General features: G+C 40.2%; 16 protein-coding genes. 11 read left to right on the plus strand and 5 right to left on the minus strand.

The genetic code is table 11. The features are described from left to right. The first annotated feature begins 253 nt into the window (after positions 1-253). From ACUR5C_RS00490 to ACUR5C_RS00515, 6 genes are all read left to right on the plus strand, one after another. Positions 254-2,770, plus strand: coding sequence for an EAL domain-containing protein (locus ACUR5C_RS00490; RefSeq protein ID WP_454466349.1), 2,517 nt, complete (start codon positions 254-256; stop codon positions 2,768-2,770). A gap of 106 nt (positions 2,771-2,876) precedes the next feature. Beyond that, a complete protein-coding gene (locus tag ACUR5C_RS00495; protein WP_454466350.1) occupies positions 2,877-3,422 on the plus strand; it encodes an Mpo1 family 2-hydroxy fatty acid dioxygenase in 546 nt (181 codons plus the stop codon). A gap of 207 nt (positions 3,423-3,629) precedes the next feature. Beyond that, positions 3,630-4,955 (plus strand): Xaa-Pro dipeptidase, encoded by a 1,326-nt coding sequence (gene pepQ / locus ACUR5C_RS00500; protein ID WP_454466351.1) that lies wholly within the window; start codon positions 3,630-3,632, stop codon positions 4,953-4,955. Between the two features lie 107 nt (positions 4,956-5,062). Then, positions 5,063-5,674: a YigZ family protein gene (locus tag ACUR5C_RS00505; RefSeq protein ID WP_454466352.1), complete on the plus strand. Its 612-nt coding sequence runs from the start codon at positions 5,063-5,065 to the stop codon at positions 5,672-5,674. Continuing rightward, positions 5,656-6,033 carry a SirB2 family protein gene (locus ACUR5C_RS00510; RefSeq protein ID WP_454466353.1) on the plus strand — a complete coding sequence of 126 codons (378 nt, stop codon included), beginning with the start codon at positions 5,656-5,658 and terminating at the stop codon, positions 6,031-6,033. Before ACUR5C_RS00505 ends, ACUR5C_RS00510 begins: the two co-directional genes overlap by 19 nt. Further along, positions 6,033-6,224 carry a hypothetical protein gene (locus tag ACUR5C_RS00515; protein WP_454466354.1) on the plus strand — a complete coding sequence of 64 codons (192 nt, stop codon included), beginning with the start codon at positions 6,033-6,035 and terminating at the stop codon, positions 6,222-6,224. Before ACUR5C_RS00510 ends, ACUR5C_RS00515 begins: the two co-directional genes overlap by 1 nt. A gap of 46 nt (positions 6,225-6,270) precedes the next feature. Here ACUR5C_RS00515 and yihG read toward each other — a convergent pair whose 3' ends face one another. Next, on the minus strand, positions 6,271-7,188 hold the full coding sequence (gene yihG, locus ACUR5C_RS00520; protein WP_454466355.1) for a 1-acylglycerol-3-phosphate O-acyltransferase, YihG family: 918 nt from the start codon (positions 7,186-7,188) through the stop codon (positions 6,271-6,273). 195 nt (positions 7,189-7,383) lie between these two features. On the opposite strand from yihG, the gene ubiK reads away from it, so the two are divergent. After that, a complete protein-coding gene (ubiK, locus tag ACUR5C_RS00525) occupies positions 7,384-7,635 on the plus strand; it encodes a ubiquinone biosynthesis accessory factor UbiK (protein WP_454466356.1) in 252 nt (83 codons plus the stop codon). On the opposite strand, the gene ACUR5C_RS00530 is transcribed toward ubiK, so the two are convergent. The 3 genes from ACUR5C_RS00530 to ACUR5C_RS00540 form a co-directional block, all read right to left on the minus strand. Continuing rightward, positions 7,632-9,362, minus strand: coding sequence for a two-component system response regulator (locus ACUR5C_RS00530; protein ID WP_454466357.1), 1,731 nt, complete (start codon positions 9,360-9,362; stop codon positions 7,632-7,634). The genes ubiK and ACUR5C_RS00530 overlap by 4 nt on opposite strands. A gap of 212 nt (positions 9,363-9,574) precedes the next feature. Then, positions 9,575-11,014, minus strand: a complete 1,440-nt coding sequence (locus ACUR5C_RS00535; RefSeq protein WP_454466358.1) for a coniferyl aldehyde dehydrogenase — start codon at positions 11,012-11,014, stop codon at positions 9,575-9,577. 60 nt (positions 11,015-11,074) lie between these two features. Continuing rightward, on the minus strand, positions 11,075-11,917 hold the full coding sequence (locus ACUR5C_RS00540; protein WP_454466359.1) for a 2-keto-4-pentenoate hydratase: 843 nt from the start codon (positions 11,915-11,917) through the stop codon (positions 11,075-11,077). 114 nt (positions 11,918-12,031) lie between these two features. Between ACUR5C_RS00540 and uvrD the strand changes: the two genes are divergently transcribed. The 3 genes from uvrD (at position 12,032) to ACUR5C_RS00555 (ending at position 18,027) form a co-directional block, all read left to right on the plus strand. Continuing rightward, entirely contained in the window at positions 12,032-14,182 is a 2,151-nt protein-coding gene (gene uvrD, locus ACUR5C_RS00545) for a DNA helicase II (RefSeq protein ID WP_454466360.1), read from the plus strand. A gap of 341 nt (positions 14,183-14,523) precedes the next feature. Next, positions 14,524-15,141, plus strand: a complete 618-nt coding sequence (locus ACUR5C_RS00550; RefSeq protein WP_454466361.1) for a DUF4919 domain-containing protein — start codon at positions 14,524-14,526, stop codon at positions 15,139-15,141. Positions 15,142-15,432: 291 nt separating this feature from the next. After that, positions 15,433-18,027, plus strand: coding sequence for a M14 family zinc carboxypeptidase (locus ACUR5C_RS00555; protein ID WP_454466362.1), 2,595 nt, complete (start codon positions 15,433-15,435; stop codon positions 18,025-18,027). A gap of 112 nt (positions 18,028-18,139) precedes the next feature. On the opposite strand, the gene ACUR5C_RS00560 is transcribed toward ACUR5C_RS00555, so the two are convergent. Beyond that, complete coding sequence (locus ACUR5C_RS00560; protein ID WP_454466363.1) at positions 18,140-18,982, minus strand: alpha/beta hydrolase; 843 nt, start codon at positions 18,980-18,982, stop codon at positions 18,140-18,142. A gap of 686 nt (positions 18,983-19,668) precedes the next feature. Here ACUR5C_RS00560 and ACUR5C_RS00565 point away from each other — a divergent pair. Then, the gene (locus tag ACUR5C_RS00565) at positions 19,669-20,451 is read left to right on the plus strand and encodes a YqjF family protein (protein WP_454466364.1); all 783 of its coding nucleotides are present in this window, start codon (positions 19,669-19,671) and stop codon (positions 20,449-20,451) included. Position 20,452 lies beyond the last annotated feature (1 nt).

Here is a 20,452-nt window from a genome sequence, read left to right on the forward strand (position 1 = left end):
TAATCTGAGTAGATGATGACAGATGGCTTGAGTATAACAGGTTTGACCAGAAGTTAAACAGGTGTTTGAATTTTCGTGGAAGGGCGCTTATATGGCGGGTTAAGCGGAATGAGTTTTATTGATTATTGGCGCTTATGAATAAGTTGTCTATATTATAACTATGTCTTGGCGCGAGTGATTTTAGCAAGGAGCGCAACTGATTATTAGCTCAAATTTAACAGTATTTAAAATCGCTTTAATTGGCATTGCTTGGTTGTCATTCTTATTTAATGCGCTCGAATCTAAAGCAGCTGAACAAGCAGTCCCGCTGCATATCAAGATTACCAGTTCTAATCCGAGCCTTAGCCTTGATATGCCATTGCCCACGCTTAAAGAATTAAAAGCTAAGCCGTATACTCCTGAGCAAGCTATTGAGCGACAAGACTATACGCTTGAATATTATTCTGAGTCATTGCTGGCTGGTAGTGATACTTATTGGCAAAAGCTAGAGCTAACTCATCAGGCAGCCAACTCTGGCGCCTTGAAGCTGTATTTAGTATTTGATAATCCTATTATCACTCATCTTGATGTTTACTTGTATCAACAAAAGCAACATCAGCCTAAGCGACTGGTTGCGGTGAGTGCGCTTGGCGTAGCCGATTTAAACTCAAGCCGCTTTGTCACCGAACGCTATGCCAGAAAGCTAGGGCAAATTCTCGAGTTTGAACTACAACCTTTTGAAGCTGCGACTTTTCTGCTTCGTAAAAACAGCCACAGCCCGGCCATCCTTCCGATTAAGGTCTTAGGAGAGAAAGCCTTTGTCGATTACATTCAGTTAAAGCTAATGTTTTGGGGAGCTGTGATTGCCGTATTAGCCGCAATTGCGCTCTATAACGTTGCCATTTATTTAATGGTGCGTAACGCGGCTTATTTATGGTATTTGGCTTTTTACGGGCTCTCTTTTATCTATTTTGCTGGCTTACACGGATTTGGTGTATTGCTGTGGCCAGACGCAGTACAAAATTGGCTTGGACAGCATATATTAACGCTTAACTTTATCTTGCTGCTGGTAGCAATTAACTTCGCTTGCCGGTTTTTACAAGCAAAGCAATTCGCGCCTAAGTTAATGCCCTATTTGCCTTGGTGGACCGGCACACTTGGGAGTGGTGCTTTGTTGTCTTTATGGGTGGCAGAATATTATCTTATTCCGGTGTTTAGCTTAATGCAGCTAGCCGGAACTGTGTACACCTTTTCTCTGGCAATTATTGTTCTGCGCGCTGGGTTTTATCCTGCAAGATTTTTTATACTTTCTTGGAGTTTCGTACTGATTGGTGCAGCTATTGGTACTATGGCTTACATTAGCGTTTTACCGGCTAATTTCTTTACAATGCACGCGTTCTTTTTTGGCACGGTATTAGAGTTGTTATTGCTATCGATTGCGCTAGCTGACCGGATCCGCTATACCGAAAACTTGGCGATGACTCGAGCATATATTGATCCGCGCACAAATTTACCTAACTTTTCCTATTTTAAAGGCGACCGCTACCAGTTAGATTTAGCTGCGCCGACTGAGCAAGCTTCTTACTGTCTGCTGTTGCTCCAGCTTGATGGGATTAAAGATATTTTAGCCCTATTTGGACCTGAAAAGCTGGATATTGTAAGAGCCGCTCACATTCAAAGAATTACCCAGTATTTGCTCAATGTAGACTGGGCGGTGCAGTTTATTTTGCCAGATAAGAGTAGAAATTGCCTTATTTCATTACCGAGCAATCATTTAGTCATTATTGCTCGTGTCCAAGGCGACCTAACTCATATAACCACGCCGTTACTAGCGCTTGCTGATACCTTAGTTAAAGTAGAAGGCTTAGATACTAAACTGAATTTTAGGTTGGGAGTCGTGGATTACGATATTAAGACCCATGATCCTCAAGAAAGCTACCGTAGAGCGCAGCAAGCACTAATTGAGTGTGAAAACCAAGGTGTTGATTGGTTGCGTTACTCACCAGAAATGGATAAAAAAACCGGAGACCAGCTAGCCTTATTAGCCGATCTCCGCATAGCGATTGAAGCACTTGCTTTAGAAATTTATATTCAACCTCAGTTTGATATTCAAACCAAAACCTTGCTCGGCGGAGAAACTTTAATCCGATGGTTTCACCCAACACGAGGCATGGTATCGCCCGGCGAATTTATTGAGCTGGCGGAGCGCTCTAATTTAATCTCTCAGATTACTCAATTTGTAATTCATGAATCATTTGAGTGGTTAAATCAATATGCACCGCAAAAAACCAACTTTCATCTTTCGATTAACTTATCGGTATTAGATATTCAGGACTCTGGTTTAACTCGGTTTATCAAAACCCAGCTAGAGTATTATCAAATATCGCCCAAGCAAGTGGTATTTGAAATTACCGAATCTGCGGTGATGAGGAATCAAGCGCAGTTTCTTAAGGTAATTGCTGAGTTACATGAAATGGGGTTTGAAGTGGCTTTAGACGATTTTGGTACAGGCTATTCATCAATGCAGTATTTGCAATATATTAAAGCTAACATGATTAAAATTGATATGTCGTTTGTTCGCGATATTCACCTGCTAGAAATCAATCAAAAAATTGTTAAAGCGATTATTCAAATGGCCGACTCAACCCAAGCTATTACCGTGGCAGAAGGTATTGAGGTAGAACAAGAGTTGCTAACGCTGCAAGGTTTAGGTGCGACCTTAGTGCAAGGCTTTATGACGGGCAAGCCCATAGCCGCGAGTGAATTTGCTAAAAAATATCACTTCAATTAAAGGGCTAAAGTTGACTAGGCACTTGCCGCTTGGAATTTCAGTTTACAAAGGCCGTGCTAACTGTAATGATTTAGTTAACTTATTTAATTGAGAACATTAATTGGTTATGAAAACCGCACAAGAGCAACTTGCCACTTACAAAAGTGTCCATTTAAACCCTCGAAACTTAGCCACGCATTTTATTGGTGTGCCGTTAATCATTTGGTCAATTGCTGTATTGTTGAGTAAAGCTCAGTGGACACTAATGCTTTCTCAAGAAGCTTACTCAGTTAATTTAGCTCAGATACTTTTTAGTTTAGCGTTACTTTACTATTTTAAACTTCATTGGCGAATGGCGCTTGGAATGCTGTTATTTTTAGTGCCTCTCGTGATTAGTGCTACTTGGGCGGCGCAGTTTGAGTCTTATTTATTGATAGCTTTGAGCGTCTTAGTTGTTGGTTGGGTTTTTCAATTTATTGGGCATCATTTTGAAAAAGCTAAACCCGCGTTTATTGAAGATTTAAATCAATTATTGATAGGCCCTTTTTTCTTGATTTCCGAAATCTATTTTGCGCTAGGGCTAGGCAAACCTTTGAACCAAGAAGTGACTTTAGCCGCGATTAAAAGACGTAAGTCACTAGAAGCTATGAAAAAGTCATCAAAGTCATTATAGAAGTGAGTAATCACTTATTAGAATAGGTAGGAGCTTAATTACGACCGTTGCTTTGTCAGGCCAAAGCGACGCTTATTAATAGAATCTGGCTATGGCAATACCACTAGGTTTGCACCTCAGGTTTAAAGCCTTTAATATGGCTGCCTTTACTCTTGATGCGTTTGCAGCATCGAATCAAATTGATAATTCTTTTAAAGGGGCCCAAGCGTGTCTGACCTTTCTTCATTATTTGCAGAGCATATAAGCGATTTATTAGCGCGTCATCGTCAATTAATGCAACAGCATGGTTACGAGTATTTAATTGTACCCTCTGGCGCACCGATTCGGGTTTATCAAGATGATATGGACTACCCGTTTAAATCGAGTTTCTTTTTTAGAACTTATGTACCATTAACAGAGCTTCCGCATAGTTATGTTGTTATTGGGCTAAGTGGTAAACCGACGTTAGTTTATTTTCAGCCGGTTGATTTTTGGCACTCGCCGCCAGCCGATCCAGAAGGAATTTGGCCAGAGCATTTTGATATTCAAATAGTAACAGAGCGAGGCGAAGCGGCTAACTACCTCCCAAAAGATAACGCTGAAGTAGCTATTTTAGGCGAAACAACCGACATCACTTCAAACTACAACCAAGCTGCATCTAACCCTCAAGCATTAATTAATGCAATTTATTGGCAAAGAGCTATTAAAAGTGGCTATGAGCAAGCATGTATAAAGCGTGCTAATGAGATCGCGGTTGTGTCTCACAAAGTTGCCGAGGCAGGTTTTCGTGCAGGTAAAAGTGAACAACAAATTCATTTAGCTTACGTTGAAGCGGCGGGTATGATGGAGCATCAAATGCCCTACAGCAATATTGTTGCGTTAAATGAGCACGCGGCTATTTTGCATTATCATGAATGCCAAGCTAAACCACCACAAAATATGTTTTCGTTCTTAATTGACGCAGGGGCCAGCTTTAATGGCTATCATGCAGATATCACCCGAACTTATTCGTATCAGCAAGATGAGTTTGCTGACCTAATTGCGGCTATGGATAAAGTTAATTTAAGTTGTATTGCGGCCATGCGTGCTGGCGATGAATATGGTTCGCTTCATGATTTGGCTCATCATAAAATTGCGGCCATATTAAAAGATTTTAACTTTGTTGATATGTCAGCAGAAGGCATGGTAGAAAATAAAATTAGTGCGGCGTTTTTCCCCCATGGGCTAGGCCATTTAATTGGCTTACAAGTACACGATGTTGGTGGTCAGTTTGCTGACGCCAGTGGTAGCCCTAAAGCACCACCTAAAAATCACCCTTTCTTGCGGAGTACACGAACGATGCAAAATGATATGGCCTTTACCGTTGAGCCCGGACTTTACTTTATTGAACCGCTCCTAGCAAAACAACGTGAGGGCGAGTTTGCTAGTGCTTTTAACTGGGATAAAATTGCATCATTTATGCCTTATGGCGGTATCCGAATTGAAGATAATGTAATTATAAAGGCCGACAAGGTCATCAATTTAACCCGCGATGCGATGTCAAAATTAGCATAATTAATTGGGCGTTTTTTTAAAGTACTTTTATCACGAGCTGCAGATAATGCAGCTCGCGGTTTAAGCGTTTTTTTGCCTTATATTGTTTGAAAAATTGCAGAACTTATATGCCATCCTACTTAGTGCCAGCAGACTCATTAGAAGTTGAAGAGGTTATCAAGAATAGCCAATTTATTACTCGCATTAAAAATGTATCAACGGCAGATGATGCTAAAGCCTTTATAAAACAATTAAATCAAAGCTACCCAGAAGCCACTCATCATTGTTGGGCATATATTGTTGGAAACCCGCAGTCTACTACGTTAATTGGCTGCAGTGATGACGGAGAGCCATCAGGTACTGCAGGAAAGCCCATGTTAACTGTGTTACAACACAGTGGTTTGGGGGATATTGTGGCTGTTTGTACGCGCTTTTATGGCGGTACTAAATTGGGCACTGGAGGATTAGCTAGAGCATATGGTGGCGGTGTAAAACTCGCTATAGAACAATTAAAAACTACCCAAAAAATAGCTTATGAGCATTTAAGTTTTAATTTAGAATATGCACAGCTGAAAGACTGTGAACATTTACTAAAAGACTATCAAATCGATAACTACCAAGTCGATTATGCAACCAAAATTACGGTTCAACTAGATATGGCTAGCGAGCAAATAGCACAATTTAAGCTAGCTGTTCAAAACACTTTTAAGGGGCAAGTCCTGTGGAATATTACGCAGTAGTTAAACATTTACATATGAGCTTAGCGCTCGTTTCTTTAATTGGTTTTATTTTGCGCGGCTATTGGATGTTGTCTAATAATCGTTTGCTTTCGGTCAAGCCGGTAAAAATATTACCGCACATTATCGATACCTTACTGTTGGGTAGCGCTATCTACTTAATGATAATTACCAGTCAATATCCTTTCGTAATAGACTGGTTAACTTTAAAAGTAGTGTTACTCGCTGTGTACATAGGTGCCGGGGTTATCGCGTTAAAACCGGGGCGTACTAAGCAAGCTAAAGTCATTGCATTTGTTGTAGCGGTTGCTGCTATATCGGCAATGTTTGCTATTGCCTCTATTAAGCCAGTGATTTTTTAGTGAAACGCTGGTTTTCCTGGAAACTCAATTTAATTCTTGGGCTAGTTGTCGTGGCTGGTTTTGAAGTCATCGACTTGTCGCGCGAACAACTAGCCGATGTACCGACTTATTATGATTTTTTAACGACCGCTAAATGGCTATTGGTTGCAGGTTTTGGGTTAATGGCCCTAGTCGGCTGGTTTAAGAAGTAGTTAGGCGTTAGCGGCCTAAATACAATTCACTCACCGTTTAAGTGTTTCAACTAGACTGATCGCTCGCTTGAGCGGTTAACTCTTGGTCTTTTTCTTGCCACAACTGATTAACCCACTGCTGTACTAGCTTTCGGTTTTCAGCATCATTAATGTAGTCACCTTTGATATTGTCGGGAATTGGTTTAAGTTTTGCGGTGACATTAATTTGGGTAACTTTTCCGCATAAAAAATCCCAAAAGGTGGGTTGCGATTGACTCGCCTGAAAGTCTGGATAATTAATGGTTACGTCTAAAACTTGGTTTATTTCGTTGCCCATTAAAGTTAAAACATAACCGATTCCACCGGATTTTGGCTTAAGCAAATTTTGATAGGGTGAGCCTTGGCGTTGCTGTTTTTGCTGAGTAAATCGAGTGCCTTCGGCAAAGTTCATAATAGAAATGGGTATAGACTTAAATTTCTCACAGGCTTTTTTGGTGGTTTTAAAATCTTCGCCTTTTTTGTGCGGGTTCTTTTTAATATAGCTCTTGCTGTAGCGCTTCATAAATGGAAAGTCCAGAGCCCACCAAGCCAGCCCTAAAACCGGCACCCAAAAAAGTTCTTTTTTTAGAAAAAACTTTAAAAATGGTACTTGTCGATTAAGCGATTGCTGTAATGCGAATATATCAACCCAACTTTTGTGATTGGCAATAACCAGATACCAGTCATTGGTAGACAGGTCTTGGGGTAAAGTGATTTGCCAGTTAACATTTTTGGTTAGTTGGTTAATGGCGGTATTAACGCTAATCCAACTAGAGGCGAAAAAATTTAACAGTAGATTACAGCCTTTAGTAATAAGATTAACCGGCACAATTAACTTAATTATTGCCGCCAATAGAATAGGACCAATCCAAAAAAAGGTATTAATGGTATGTAGTAAAAGTGAAAATGCCCCTAAAATGGGGGCAGGCAAAATTCGCGCAAGCATAGTATCGGCTGTTATGGTTAAGTTCTTGCTAATTATACCTAGTTAGTTTGTAACTCCCAAATAATAGATAGTTTAAAACCGCTTATTTAATGGTTTAGCGCAAAAAATGCCAAGAAAATCTAGCTTGGCGCTGACATTGTTTAGCGCTTCTTTTATACTGCTAACATTACTGGTAAAGACTGAATTAGGTTTGACATGATCGATCCGCAAAAACTCGATGAATTAGCAACTAAGCTTAGCAGCGCCATTCCGCCTGGTGCTAAGTCTTTTCAGCAAGACTTACATTCACAATTTAAGCAAATATTACAAAGTATGCTCACTAAAATGGATTTAGTGACGCGCGAAGAGTTTGATGCTCAAACTAAAGTATTAGCGCGCACGAGAGAAAAGATAGACGCGCTTGAAAAGGTAGTTGCTGAAATCGAGGCGCAACAGTCAAAAAGCTAATTGTTAGCACTGATCGAATTAGGCACAATATTGATTGAGTTTGTCGTTTGTTGATGCTTATGCTTCTCTACAAAATGTTTAAAATCTAGTTTAGACATTGGCTTAGCAAAGTAATAACCTTGAATATAATCACAGCGCATATTTCGTAAAAATATCAGTTGGTTTTTGTCTTCTACGCCTTCTGCGACTACTTGAATACCGAGTTTGTGGGATAGCTCTATTAAAGACTCCACGATTGAAGCATCGCGAGAATCTGTGGTTAAGTTGTCGATAAACGCTTTGTCTATTTTTAATATGTCAGCGGGAAAGTTTTTAAGATAGCTTAGCGAAGAGTAACCCTTACCAAAGTCATCTAACGCCACCGAAATGCCCAACTCTTTTAATTCCGACAATAAATGACTATTTTTTTCCACGTGCTCTATCATAATATCTTCGGTTAACTCTATTTCTAAATAGGTCGCGTTTAAGTTGCTAGTTTGTAAGGCGGCAAAAATATTTTCTTTTAAGCTGCCTGCTTTAAAGTGCGAGCCGGATATATTGACGGAGAAGCGCATTTTTCCAAATTCATCCGTTAAGCTTTTGGCAAGTAGGCAAACTTGATTAATGACCCAGCTTTCTACACCAGGTAATAGTCCTAAGTCGTCAAGCAGCGGAATAAACACTACGGGAGATATCTGCCCTTGCGTAGGATGATTCCAGCGAAGCAAGGCTTCGGCACCAGCAATAGCTTGGGTGTGTGGGTTAATTTGAGGTTGTAAGTGAATTTCAAATTCACCATTAATTAGAGCGCGCCGCAGGTTTTTTTCTAATTCAAGTTTTAGTTTCGCTTGCTGGTTTAGCTCTTGTGTGTACACTTGAAAATGATTGCGGCCGCCTTGTTTGGCTTTACTTAAAGCTATTTCAGCATTTTTTATCAGCTTGTTAGGTTGAGTACCGCCCTGCGGGTAAATAGCGATACCAATACTGGCAGACAAAAAAAGTTCATGCTCTTGGGTGGTAAAAACATCGCGCATTTTAAGTTGAATTTTTTCTGCCACTTTAGCCGCATTGTTCGCACTGTCAATATTTTCCACAAGCACCGCAAATTCGTCATTGCCAAGGCGTGCCACTATGTCGGTTTCTCTGACTTCTTGGGTTAGCCGATTGGCCGTCTGTTTGAGAATGATGTCGCCAATTTCATGACCAAGAGAGTCATTAACTAGTTTAAACTTATCTAAATCGATAAATAAAACCGCGAAGTTGCAACTTGAACGCTTTGACATACTAATAGCATGTTCTAAGTGTTGATTTAGCAAATATCGATTAGCTAAGCCGGTGAGCCTATCATGAGTGGCAATGTGAGCAAGTTTGGCCTCAGTAAATTTACGGCGAATGGCATGGTGAATAGCGTGCTTTAAAAATGCCGGGGTAAGTTCATTTTTTGGTAAACAATCGTCTGCGCCAAACTCTATTAATGATTGATCGAACGCCGGATTGCTCGCATCAGTCATTGCTATTACGGGCTTAGCGTGCTTTTTTTCTAAAATACTTTGCAGAAAAGTTACGTTTTTGTGATCGGTCTCATTAATAGAAAAAAGGAGTAAATCATAGCGTTGCTGCTTAAATTGTTGGATATCTGTTGTAGCGAGGCGTTCAAGTAAGTAACTATTAGGGCTTATGCAGGTGAGTATGTTTTGAACGCTGTCAAAATCAACTTGGTTACTTTCTTGAATTAAAATCTTAATCATAGGCCGCTGCATCCTTGCAAAAATTGGCTAAGTTCAATGTAATTTGCATCACTTACGGTTATCAAAAAATAGATGAAGAGCCACCTAGCTCTGCGCTAGCAGATTTTGGCGATGCCCTACTAAAATTTAAGTATAGGCTTAATTTCTCGCTTGCGAGAGAAAATTAAGCCGATTAAATTAAAGCAGAATATAAAGCGGGGTTTAATCAGTGACTATCGAATAAACCAACGATATAAAAGCCGGTGTACTAGTTTGCCGTAAGGCGGAGCTACCAATTGAGTAGAGCTAAACTTGCCACGTCTAAAGATAGATTTTTGATGAGAAAAAGTTTTAAAGCCTTCAAAACCGTGATACTGGCCTATTCCCGAGTGGCCAACGCCGCCAAAAGGCAAGTCTTGTTGTGCCGCTTGAGTGACCGAGTCGTTAATACACACACTGCCTGAGTGAGTGCTTTTTATGATTTGATTGGCCAAGCGCTTGTTATGGGTGACTAAATAGAGTGCAAGTGGGCGTTGCTGGGCAAGGATTGTTTGGGTTGCTTGTTGTATGTCTGTATATCCAATAATGGGCAGTAACGGGCCAAAAATCTCTTCTTGCATTACCCGCATATTGGTTTGTACCTTGGTTATCAAAGTGAGCCCAAGTAATCGCTGCTTGGGTTTGTCAGATTTACCGAGTGAATAGATTTGCGCGCCTTTTTCGCTAGCATCCTGAATTAACTGATTAAGGCGGTCAAAATGCGTCTGGTTAATAATGCTAGAATAGTCGCCATTATCTAAATTAGGGTAGAGTGTTGCAAATTCAGCCTTAATGCATTGAACTAAACTATCGAGCTTATCTTCTGGGCATAAAACATAGTCTGGAGCGACACAAGTTTGCCCGGCGTTTAAACACTTTCCATACACAATACGTTTTGCGGCAAAAGCTGAGCTGACATCATCCGCTATTAGCATAGGCGACTTACCGCCTAGCTCTAGCGTGACAGGAGTGAGATTGTTGGCTGCTGCTGCCATGATCTTTTTGCCTACTTGCGTAGAGCCAGTAAAAAATAGGTGATTAAAAGGAAGTGACGCGAAAGCGGCTGCAACTTGGGCATCGCCTTCTATTAAGGTAACTTCGTCTGGAGTAAAGGCCGCTTGAATAATTTCAGCTACAACCCTGTTGGTATAAGGGCATAACTCTGATGGCTTTAACATGACACGGTTACCCGCCGCGATAGCTTCAGCTAAAGGCCCCAATAAAGTACTTATGGGGTAGTTCCAGGGCGACATAATGCCAACAACCCCCAGAGGCTGATAGCAAATGTTCGCTTTAGCTGGCTGGAAAAGCATAGCAATCTTGCGCCGCTTGGGCTGCATCCAGTTGCGTAAATTAGCAATGGCAAAGTCAATCGCTTTTAAAGTTGGCCAGATGTCGGCTAATAAGGTTTCATCATACGAGCGGTTGCCAAAGTCTGCAGAAATCGCTTTTAAAAGTTTGTCTTGATGACTTTTTAATGCGCTTCGCAGCGCTTTTAATTGTTGCAGTCTTAGTTTTTCTGTTGGATAGGGAGATTCTTGGAATGCCTGAGCTAGATGACCAAAGCTTTGTTGTGCTTGGTAAATTACTTGGTTGGCGGTATTAGTCGAGTTTTCAGAACTATCTAGCGACATAGTATTATCCAAAGTAGAGTGCTTTATAAAAAATAAAATTTAGCGATTTCAATTTCCAAATTATTGAATGGTAAATTTAATCTCGCCCAGCTGATCAAAAGTGGCATGGTAGCTTCCGCTTTGCGCTTTTACCATTTTACCAAGCGCCCCCGTAATTAGAAGATCGCCAGTTGATAACTGATAACCACTTTGCAATAAATGGTTAACCAGCCACAAAAGCGCTTGCCACTGGTCTCCTAGAGCATCTTGAGCTTGGCCTTTAAAAAGGAGCTTATCTTGATAATATAAATGAGTGCTAATGCTGTTAATCTCTTTAATTTGGTTAATGTCTACTGGGTCTAGCATTAGGTATTGGTGTGATGCCAGATTAGCCGCAATTAAATCTAGCGCGCTAATTTTGGACGCATGTTCATAACCTAGATCGGGCAGCTCTATTACTGCGGCAACGGCTTCAATAGCGGTTTTTAATTCGGCAATATTTTTGACTGGCTGTACAATGGGTTGGTTTAAAATAAAGCCAATCTCGGTTTCTATCATGAGCTGAGACGCTTGCTTGAGTTGTATTTTAGTGGGGTCGGAAATGTTGCCACTGGCTAATAGCACTCCAGAAAGCGCATGATCTAAATTAAACTTCTGCTGGCTTTGCTGTGAGGTAAGCCCAGCTTTATAACCGGCTATAGAGTCATTTTTATGTAGTTCAACTAGAGACTTTTGTAACTGATAGGCTTCTGCTTCACTTATTTGAATAGTATTATTTTGCAAAGAAAGGTGAGGCATGGGTCGTTGGTTTTGTTTTGCATGATAGACCTTGGCTGGAAAACTTTCTGCTGCAAAAGCTGAGGAAATTCCAAAAAGCAGGTAGAATAGTATTATTACTTGTTTGAGCACTAGTTGTTTGATCACCTTAAGTTCCTAGAGAGTTCTTGAGTCAAGTTAGTTGGGGTCAAATGCGACTGCTTAGCGCGGTATCAATTGCTTGATACCTTTAAATTAAAATTAAATATACAGAATCAAATTATGGATGTCACACCAATTCTAGAGGGTTTAAATAGCGCTCAACGCGAGGCTGTTTCTGCAAAAAAACAGGCATTATTAGTACTAGCGGGCGCGGGCTCTGGCAAAACGCGGGTCTTAGTGCATCGTATTGCTTGGCTAATTGCTACTGAAAATATAGGTGCGCATGCCATTGTAGCGGTAACTTTTACCAATAAAGCCGCTGCGGAAATGAAATCACGTGTTGAAGCTTTATTAGGCCGCTCGGCGAGTAGTATGTGGATAGGGACTTTCCATGGTTTAGCTCACCGTATGTTGCGTGCTCACGCAAGAGATGCCGGCCTGCCAGATACTTTTCAAATTCTCGACTCTGACGATCAGCTGCGCATCATTAAGCGAATTATGAAAGAACTCAACCTTGATGAAGCCGAATGGCCTGCGCGCCAAGCTCAATGGTTTATTAATAATCAAAAAGACGAGGGGCTAAGACCAAAGGATATTCGGCATAATGGTGATTTATTTACTAGCACTCATACGCAGGTCTATTATCAATACCAGCAAGCCTGTGAAGTTGGAGGTTTAGTAGATTTTGCCGAGCTTTTATTACGCGCTTATGAGCTTCTGCGCGATAACGAACATATTAGAGAGCACTATCAGCAACGGTTTCAACATGTGCTAGTTGACGAGTTCCAAGATACTAATGGTATTCAATATGCTTGGATACGCCTGCTTAGTGCAGATCATTGCGATGTCACTATTGTTGGTGATGACGATCAGTCTATTTATGGGTGGCGGGGCGCAAAAATAGAAAATATTCGACGCTTTGAACATGAATATAAAGATTCACAAACCATACGCTTAGAGCAAAACTATCGCTCGACTGCGACTATTTTAAAGGCAGCCAACTCTGTTATTGCTAATAATAGCGAACGAATGGGCAAAAACCTTTGGACAGAAGGCAATGAAGGTGAAGCCATCTCAGTATATTCCGCCTTTAATGAACAAGAAGAAGCGCGTTTTATAGCTGCGCGAATAAGTGATTGGCATAGTCAAGGAAACGCCTATTCCGACTGCGCTATTTTATATCGTTCTAATGCACAGTCACGGGTGCTAGAAGAATTTCTGTTGCAACGCCAAATTCCCTACCGCATATACGGCGGCTTAAAGTTCTTTGAACGAGCTGAAGTTAAAGATACCTTAGCCTATTTAAGGTTAATGTATAACCACCAAGATGATGCCGCGTTTGAGCGAGTCGTCAATACGCCTGCGCGCGGCTTGGGACAAAAATCGATTGAAAAAATTCGCTTATGTGCGCGCGAAAATCAAATAACCATGTGGCAAGCTGCGCATCAAAGTGTTGAGCAAAAGGTTCTAAGCGCAAAGGCTAGCGCATCGCTTGCTGGATTTTTGCAGTTAATTAGTGACGGCTTTGAGCAATTACACGAGCTTCCCTTATTTGAACAGATTACCCTAACTGTTGAAATGAGTAATCTGATGGAAATGTATGCCAAAGAAAAAGGCGAAAAAGCGTTAGCGCGAAAAGAAAACTTAGCTGAGCTTGCTGGCGCAGCGCGCGAATTTGATGTGGAAGACTATCCAGATCTTGCACCTATGACTGCATTTTTGGCGCATGCCTCATTGGAAGCTGGAGATACGCAAGCGGATCAATATGAAGATTGTGTTCAATTAATGACACTGCATTCGGCCAAAGGTCTTGAGTTTCCAGTCGTGTTTATTTCTGGCATGGAGGAAAAACTTTTTCCTCATATGATGTCTATGGATGAGCCAGATAAACTTGAAGAAGAGCGCCGCTTAGCCTATGTTGGTATTACGCGAGCAATGCAAAAACTATATTTACTGTATGCTGAAAAGCGTCGGTTATGGGGAAAAGATACCTACCCGGCAGTTTCTCGATTTATACGAGAAATTCCGCATGAATTAAAACAAGAGGTCCGAATTAATACCCAAGTGAGTCAGCCGGTGTTTGAAACAGTAAGTCAAAAGGTTGAATCGGCGGCCAGTGGATTTAGTTTAGGACAGCAAGTGTCACACCCTAAGTTTGGTAGCGGTGTTATTCTTAACTATGAAGGTGAAGGTGCACAAGCTCGCGTACAAGTTAATTTTGATTCTGTTGGGGCTAAATGGCTTATGCTTGCCTATGCGAAATTAAGTTAAATGAATCCGAGTTAAAGGCAATAAGTAATCAGCGATAAACGTAAGCAATAAACAATGAAACAAAAAAAAGCCTCAAAGAAACTTTGAGGCCGATAGCAGATTAAGCTTGGGGAAACTTAATCCAAATCCCGCTAATTAGGAGGGGTGCGGGAGACGTCTTTCACGTCAATTACTATGACGCTTAGACGAGTTAATAGTTGCATATTTTTAACAAACTAAATGTAAAGATTTGTAACCTTATATTTATTCAAGCTAAATTGCCCAAGTTACTGTCCTTAAAAAAAGGTTAATTAATTTTTTAAAGCCGTTACAAATTTAAACTTTATCACTAAGGATAAAAAATGAAACAGGAATTCAGTGTAGTTTTTTGTTTTTTGATCATAACTAGTTGTTTGATGGTGACCGGATGTGCGCGTAAATCAACTGCCCCTACCCAAACTCACTATACTTGGCAAGACTCGCCCAACTTTTATCAGCTACGTAAACAACTTGGTTGGCAAGCTAATTTTTCGGCATTGTGTGAATCCAATAGGCCACTCAACACGATAGTATTAGCAATGAATGAAGAAAACTGGATAGAAGCTAGTTTAATTGGGGCTGAATGGCTACAGCAATGCCCTGTTGATATGGTCGTTCATTATTATACCGCGGTTTGTTTAGAACAATTAGGCCAATCTGAAGATGCGTCGCACCACTACCGCTGGTCAAAAGGATTAATGAACTCTATTGTTGCTACTGGTGATGGTAGAACTGCGACCACCGCCTATGAAACTATTTCTGTTTCTGAAGAATATGATGTGCTGTATTTCTTTGATCTTGAGCAAAAATCTCAAGCATTAGTTCGAGGTGAGGTGCTACTAGATTTAATCGTTGCAACGAATCAGCAAGGCGAAGAGTTTTCTATTTACTTTAACCCGGCAGCACATTTTTATCGGCTCTCTAAAATGGGGCAAAACTAAAAAATACGTGAGTTGTTTGGGTTAAGTTTTTAGTGCGCGTTAATTTAAATTAGCCAAGTCATAAATTTAAAAACAGATTTCAATCAAATTCCATCACCAGACTTTTGCAATATCTCACCAGGTGAAAATTAGCAAAATAAATTCCTTTATTTTCAGCAAAATCGCAAGATTAATTTTTCAGTGCTCGCTAAAAATAACTATCTGACTAAGCTTACTTTACTATTTCCTTTGTAAATAGTGAGCCAAAGAATGACAAAGTATTGTCAATTAATCTAATCGAGGACCATGAAAATGAAAATAACAAAATTATTTTTGTTATCGATATTTTTTATGGGGTCTATAAGTTTTATTCCCCCTGCTGTTATCGCTAGCGAATTACACGACACCTTACAAATTTTAGAAGCAGAAAAAAAGACCTTAAATATATATAGGGTTTACTTCCCTAATGAAGACTTAGCACGAAAAGCATCTATTAGCTTTCATAACCAATTGTTAGAGTCGCACTATGACAAAGGCTATTTGATTATGGAGCTTAATGAAAATGAGATTGAAAAGCTAAAAGCATTTCAGTTTAAAATAAAGCCAGCAAAGCAGTATATTAAAGCGCGTAATGAGCGTCTGAACAGAAGTCAAAAAGCGCTATTAGATAATGCGCTGTCCAGTAGCATTCAAAGTATTCCTGGCTATAGCTGTTATGAAACCGTTGAAGAAACCTTAAGTGTCGCACAAAGTATGGTGACTTCTCACCCAAACTTGGCTGAGTTTATAGACGTTGGTGATTCTTGGGAAAAAACCCAAAACATAGGAGGATATGATATTAAAGTGTTGGTATTAACCAACCAACAAAATGTTTTTCCTAAACCTAAATTATTTATTAATAGCGCTATTCATGCTCGTGAATATACTACCGCTCCTTTAAATTTAGATTTTGCACGCTGGCTGGTTAATGGCTACGGAACAAATGCCGATGCAACTTGGATACTTGACCATCATGAAATTCATTTAATGTTGCAAACCAACCCCGATGGTAGAAAAAAAGCAGAAGCAGGCAGCAGTTGGCGAAAAAATACCAATCAAAACTATTGTGGGTCAAGTTCGAGCAGTCGAGGTGCTGATTTAAATAGAAACTTTAGCGAGCGTTGGAATATTACCGGGGGATCTGGCTCAAGCGGCAATGAGTGTAGTTCTACTTATCGCGGTCCCTCACCTGGTTCTGAGCCAGAAATACAAGCGATAGAAAACTATGTGCGAAACTTATGGCCAGACTCTCGTGGCCCAAATGACAGTGACGCAGCTCCGTTAAATACCGCGGGTATTCATATTGATATTCACAGTTATAGTGAGCTAGTGTTGTGGCCTTGGGGTGATAAAAGTAGTATCGCACCTAATGGCGCACAAATGCGTACGCTTGGACGAAAGTTTGCTTTTTTTAATGGCTATATGCCACAACAGTCAATTGGCCTTTATGCAACCGATGGTACCAGTGACAATATTAGTTATGCCGAGCTTGGTGTTGCGGCTTTTACTTTTGAATTAGGTACCAGCTTTTTTCAAAATTGTTCAACTTATGAAAACACAATTAAACCGAATAACTTACCGGCATTAATCTATGCAGCTAAGGTGGTTCGAACGCCATACATTACCCCAAGTGGCCCGGATACTTTAAGTTTAAGTTTAAGCGGTAACGCGTCGACAGATGGAGTACCGGCTGGTACCAATGTGAGTTTAACCGCGACCGTGAGTGATCTGCGATTTAGTACCCGCAATGGCACAGAAACTACTCAGAACATTGTTGCTGCTGAATACTTTATTGATACTCCACCATGGCAAGCTGGGGCTGTAGCTATACCACTTAGCCCAGCAGATGGAAGTTTTAATAGTAAATCGGAAGATGTTATCTCAACCATTGATACGTCTGGCTTAAGTGTGGGTGATCATATTATTTACGTGCGCGCCCGAGACGATTCAAACACTGATGGTGCAATAAGCGCGATTTTCTTAAAAATAAATGACTCTACCCCACCGCCGGTAACCGCAGCCTATAGCTATAACTGTAATGGCTTAAGTTGTGACTTTAATGCGAATGCCAGTGGTGGAAATATAACGAGTTATAGTTGGAGTTTTGGTGATTCAACCAGTGCGCAAGGCAGTCAGGTTACTCATAGCTTTAGTAGTCCAGGTACATACACCGTGACGCTTACGGTGTCTGACGCTAATGGAAATTTAGACGATGAAACTAAAGCCATTACGGTTTCTACAGGAAGCCCGAATGAGTTACAAAACGGTATCCCTGTCGATGGTATTAATGGAGCGCAAGGTGATACCCTTTTTTATACAATGCAGGTTCCAGAAAATGCGCGCAATTTGTCGTTTGAAATTAGTGGTGGTAGTGGCGATGCCGATCTTTATATTCAGTTTGCTACGCCACCATCTACATCAAACTACGAATGCCGGCCCTATCGTAATGGTAATAATGAAGTTTGTAATATTAATAATCCGCAAGTAGGAACTTACCATGTAATGCTCCGAGGATATCGGGCATTTAGTGGGGTATCGCTGACCGGAAGCTATACTGTTTCTAATGGTGGTGGTACTTTTGAACGAAGTAATTTATCAGACAATAGAGGCGGGTGGCAGCACTTTACTTTAACCATACCTGCTAACACAGCGAATCTAAATGTGAGTATTGCCGGCGGCTCTGGCGATGCGGATCTATATGTTCGGCAAGCGACGCAGCCTACGAGCACGCAATATGACTGTAGGCCATACCGCTATGGTAATAATGAGTCGTGTAGTTTTGCTAGTCCGCAAGCTAGTACCTGGTATGTGAGTATTCGCGCATATGCTAATTACTCTGGTGTTGATTTACTGGCTACTTGGGAGTAGTTAGAAAATTAACCTGTTGAGTGCAGTTAATTCACTATTCAAGCTCAAGTAATTGAGCTTGAATAGCGATTTTTTGTAATTAAAAATAAGTCACAATTAATTATTTATTTACTTAGTTAGCTTTGTCTTGGTTTTTACTTTTAAAAATTTTATCGAATGCGTCATACACAGCTAAGTGCATGGTATCTCCGTGACTCAACTGCTCAAAAAAATTAAAATGCAATGCTGGCTGTTTTGTTTCTACCGCTTGCAATTTTGTAAATAACGCCTTTGCTAGTCGTTCCATTACCGCGCCTTCTTTTCCTACGCCAACGTAAACTGACTTAGTTGCTGCGCTAAAACTCAAGTTGCGCTTCAGTAGTGATTCATCGTCCCACCAAAGACTAGGGCTAATGATTATATAATGATCAAATAATTCAGGAGATTGAAATAAAATTTCAGCTGCAAGCAAGCCACCTAAAGACTGCCCAATGATCGTTTTGGTTGATGTTGTTCGATAGTTTTTACTAATTAAAGGTTGGATTTCTTGGCTAATCGCACTTATAAACTGGGCAGAACCGCCACTAGTCGGTAGCTCTTTAAGATCGAGTGTGTTTTTAGAAGGATAAGTAAAGTCGCGTTTTCTATCAACGTTTGCTATGCCTACCACAATCGATTCAGGTACTTGGTTAATCCATGAGAAAGAACCAAACTGTACTAGCCCTGCAATATGAATAAAATCTTCATCTGCTGAGCCGTCGAGTAAATAAATGACTGGGTAGTTTTTACTCGTATTTTGGCTATAGCCGTGTGGCAGATAAATATTAAGCTTGCGGTCTTCGCTTAAAATATTGGAATGAAACTGGATAGTCTCACCAATTGAAAAGGTAGTTTGTAGGGCTATTTTAGGAAGCTCTTTCGCTAACAATGATTGGCAGCATAAAATCTTAACGAGTAGAAGAAAATATCTAAGCATAGGCTAACTTCCTTATTCGGTCTATTTTTATAAAGAGTTAAAGCTAATGTGTCATAGCTTAAATGGGTAATTTAGCACGCTTAAATTAATTAGCCAAACCAGCACTTGGACCATTAGGGGTTAAACAAATTAAACGATTTTACCTTGTTATAGGCTTTTAATAGGCCTTATTTTATAAAGTGTTTGATGTTATAGCTCATTACAAAGTGCTTTGGCCTTTAATTGCAGCTGATCTAATTACATACGCAGTTGACATCAGGACTAGCTTAAGTAAGTATTTGATAGCTATTAATTAAGTTTAATTTAGGCGAGCGTTAAGATAACAAATATAACTCCAGAAAAAATATTTAAGAATGCTGTTGTAGTTTTTATCTTCTAAATCGAATACCGGAACGTATAAGTAAGAGTGGGGCCAGGCTTTGTATTGTCAGGAAAAGTTTTTAAGTGCTTAAAGGTAAACCAATTAATAACATCACCATCAAAGTTCGTGATGACACTTTGACACCATGTATTAGCAGAAAACTGGGGTTTCAATTCATTGATTTCAACGGTGAATGGAAGCACGCGGTGTGCCACAGTAAAGAGAAACCTCTTAATCATTGCGGTAAACTTAAATTTTTTAGCAAATAGAAATGAATCAAGTTGCAGAACTTATATTTGATTTCAGTTTCAAGGAGGGTTGTGCGTTGGATTACTTAAAATTTAATGACTTTCTGCATCCAAGGCCTGAGCCTAAGGGGGTTGATGTTTTATGCAAATTGCAGCATTTCGCAATAATAACCTACGCAGTCGATCCGTCTCGTTTTAATGGGCTTTTTCCTGAACGCTTTAAACTAGACACAATAAAAGTAAATGGCATAGAAAAAGCGTTAATATCCGTAGTACCTTTTATTGACGTAGATTTTACCTCTGCTGTTTACCCTTTTCCCAAATTTACTATGGGACAAACCAATTATCGAATTTATATTATCGATAAAGAAGCAAATGAGCGATGCGTTTGGTTTTTAGGTACCACTTTAGATTCATGGACACTGGCTGTGCCAAGATTTATTTGGTGCTTACCATGGTACAGCGGAGATGTTCAATTTGACTGCGAATTTGATGAGTCACAGAAAATATATAAAAAGTATCAGATGACGACTCTCGCAAAATGGGCACCAGCAGAGGTTGAGTTAACTCAAGAAACAAATAGCGAATTAAAATTGCCCGGTTTTCCCGATACGGAAACGGGGCTTGTATACTTAACTCATCCCTTGGCAGGATTTTATTATCGAAGAGATGGTAAATTAGGCACATATAGAGTTTGGCACAAAAAGTTAGAGGTGACTGCTGCAAAACTAAAGTCGGCTAATTTTGGTTTATTGTCGCGACTAGGTCTGGTGACGCTTGAAGAACAACAAAATGCTCACAGTGTTCTTATTGAGCCATTGAACGAGTTCACCATATATTTACCGCCTAAAGTGCTGTAAT

The organism is Aliikangiella aequoris, assembly GCF_053709105.1.

Coding starts and splice junctions, on each gene's coding strand:
- ACUR5C_RS00560 (WP_454466363.1), bottom strand. CDS start 18,982: ATGCTTAGATATTTTCTTCTACTCGTTAAGATTTTATGCTGCCAATCA.
- ACUR5C_RS00495 (WP_454466350.1), top strand. CDS start 2,877: ATGAAAACCGCACAAGAGCAACTTGCCACTTACAAAAGTGTCCATTTA.
- ubiK (WP_454466356.1), top strand. CDS start 7,384: ATGATCGATCCGCAAAAACTCGATGAATTAGCAACTAAGCTTAGCAGC.
- ACUR5C_RS00530 (WP_454466357.1), bottom strand. CDS start 9,362: ATGATTAAGATTTTAATTCAAGAAAGTAACCAAGTTGATTTTGACAGC.
- uvrD (WP_454466360.1), top strand. CDS start 12,032: ATGGATGTCACACCAATTCTAGAGGGTTTAAATAGCGCTCAACGCGAG.
- yihG (WP_454466355.1), bottom strand. CDS start 7,188: ATGCTTGCGCGAATTTTGCCTGCCCCCATTTTAGGGGCATTTTCACTT.
- ACUR5C_RS00550 (WP_454466361.1), top strand. CDS start 14,524: ATGAAACAGGAATTCAGTGTAGTTTTTTGTTTTTTGATCATAACTAGT.
- ACUR5C_RS00555 (WP_454466362.1), top strand. CDS start 15,433: ATGAAAATAACAAAATTATTTTTGTTATCGATATTTTTTATGGGGTCT.
- ACUR5C_RS00505 (WP_454466352.1), top strand. CDS start 5,063: ATGCCATCCTACTTAGTGCCAGCAGACTCATTAGAAGTTGAAGAGGTT.
- ACUR5C_RS00535 (WP_454466358.1), bottom strand. CDS start 11,014: ATGTCGCTAGATAGTTCTGAAAACTCGACTAATACCGCCAACCAAGTA.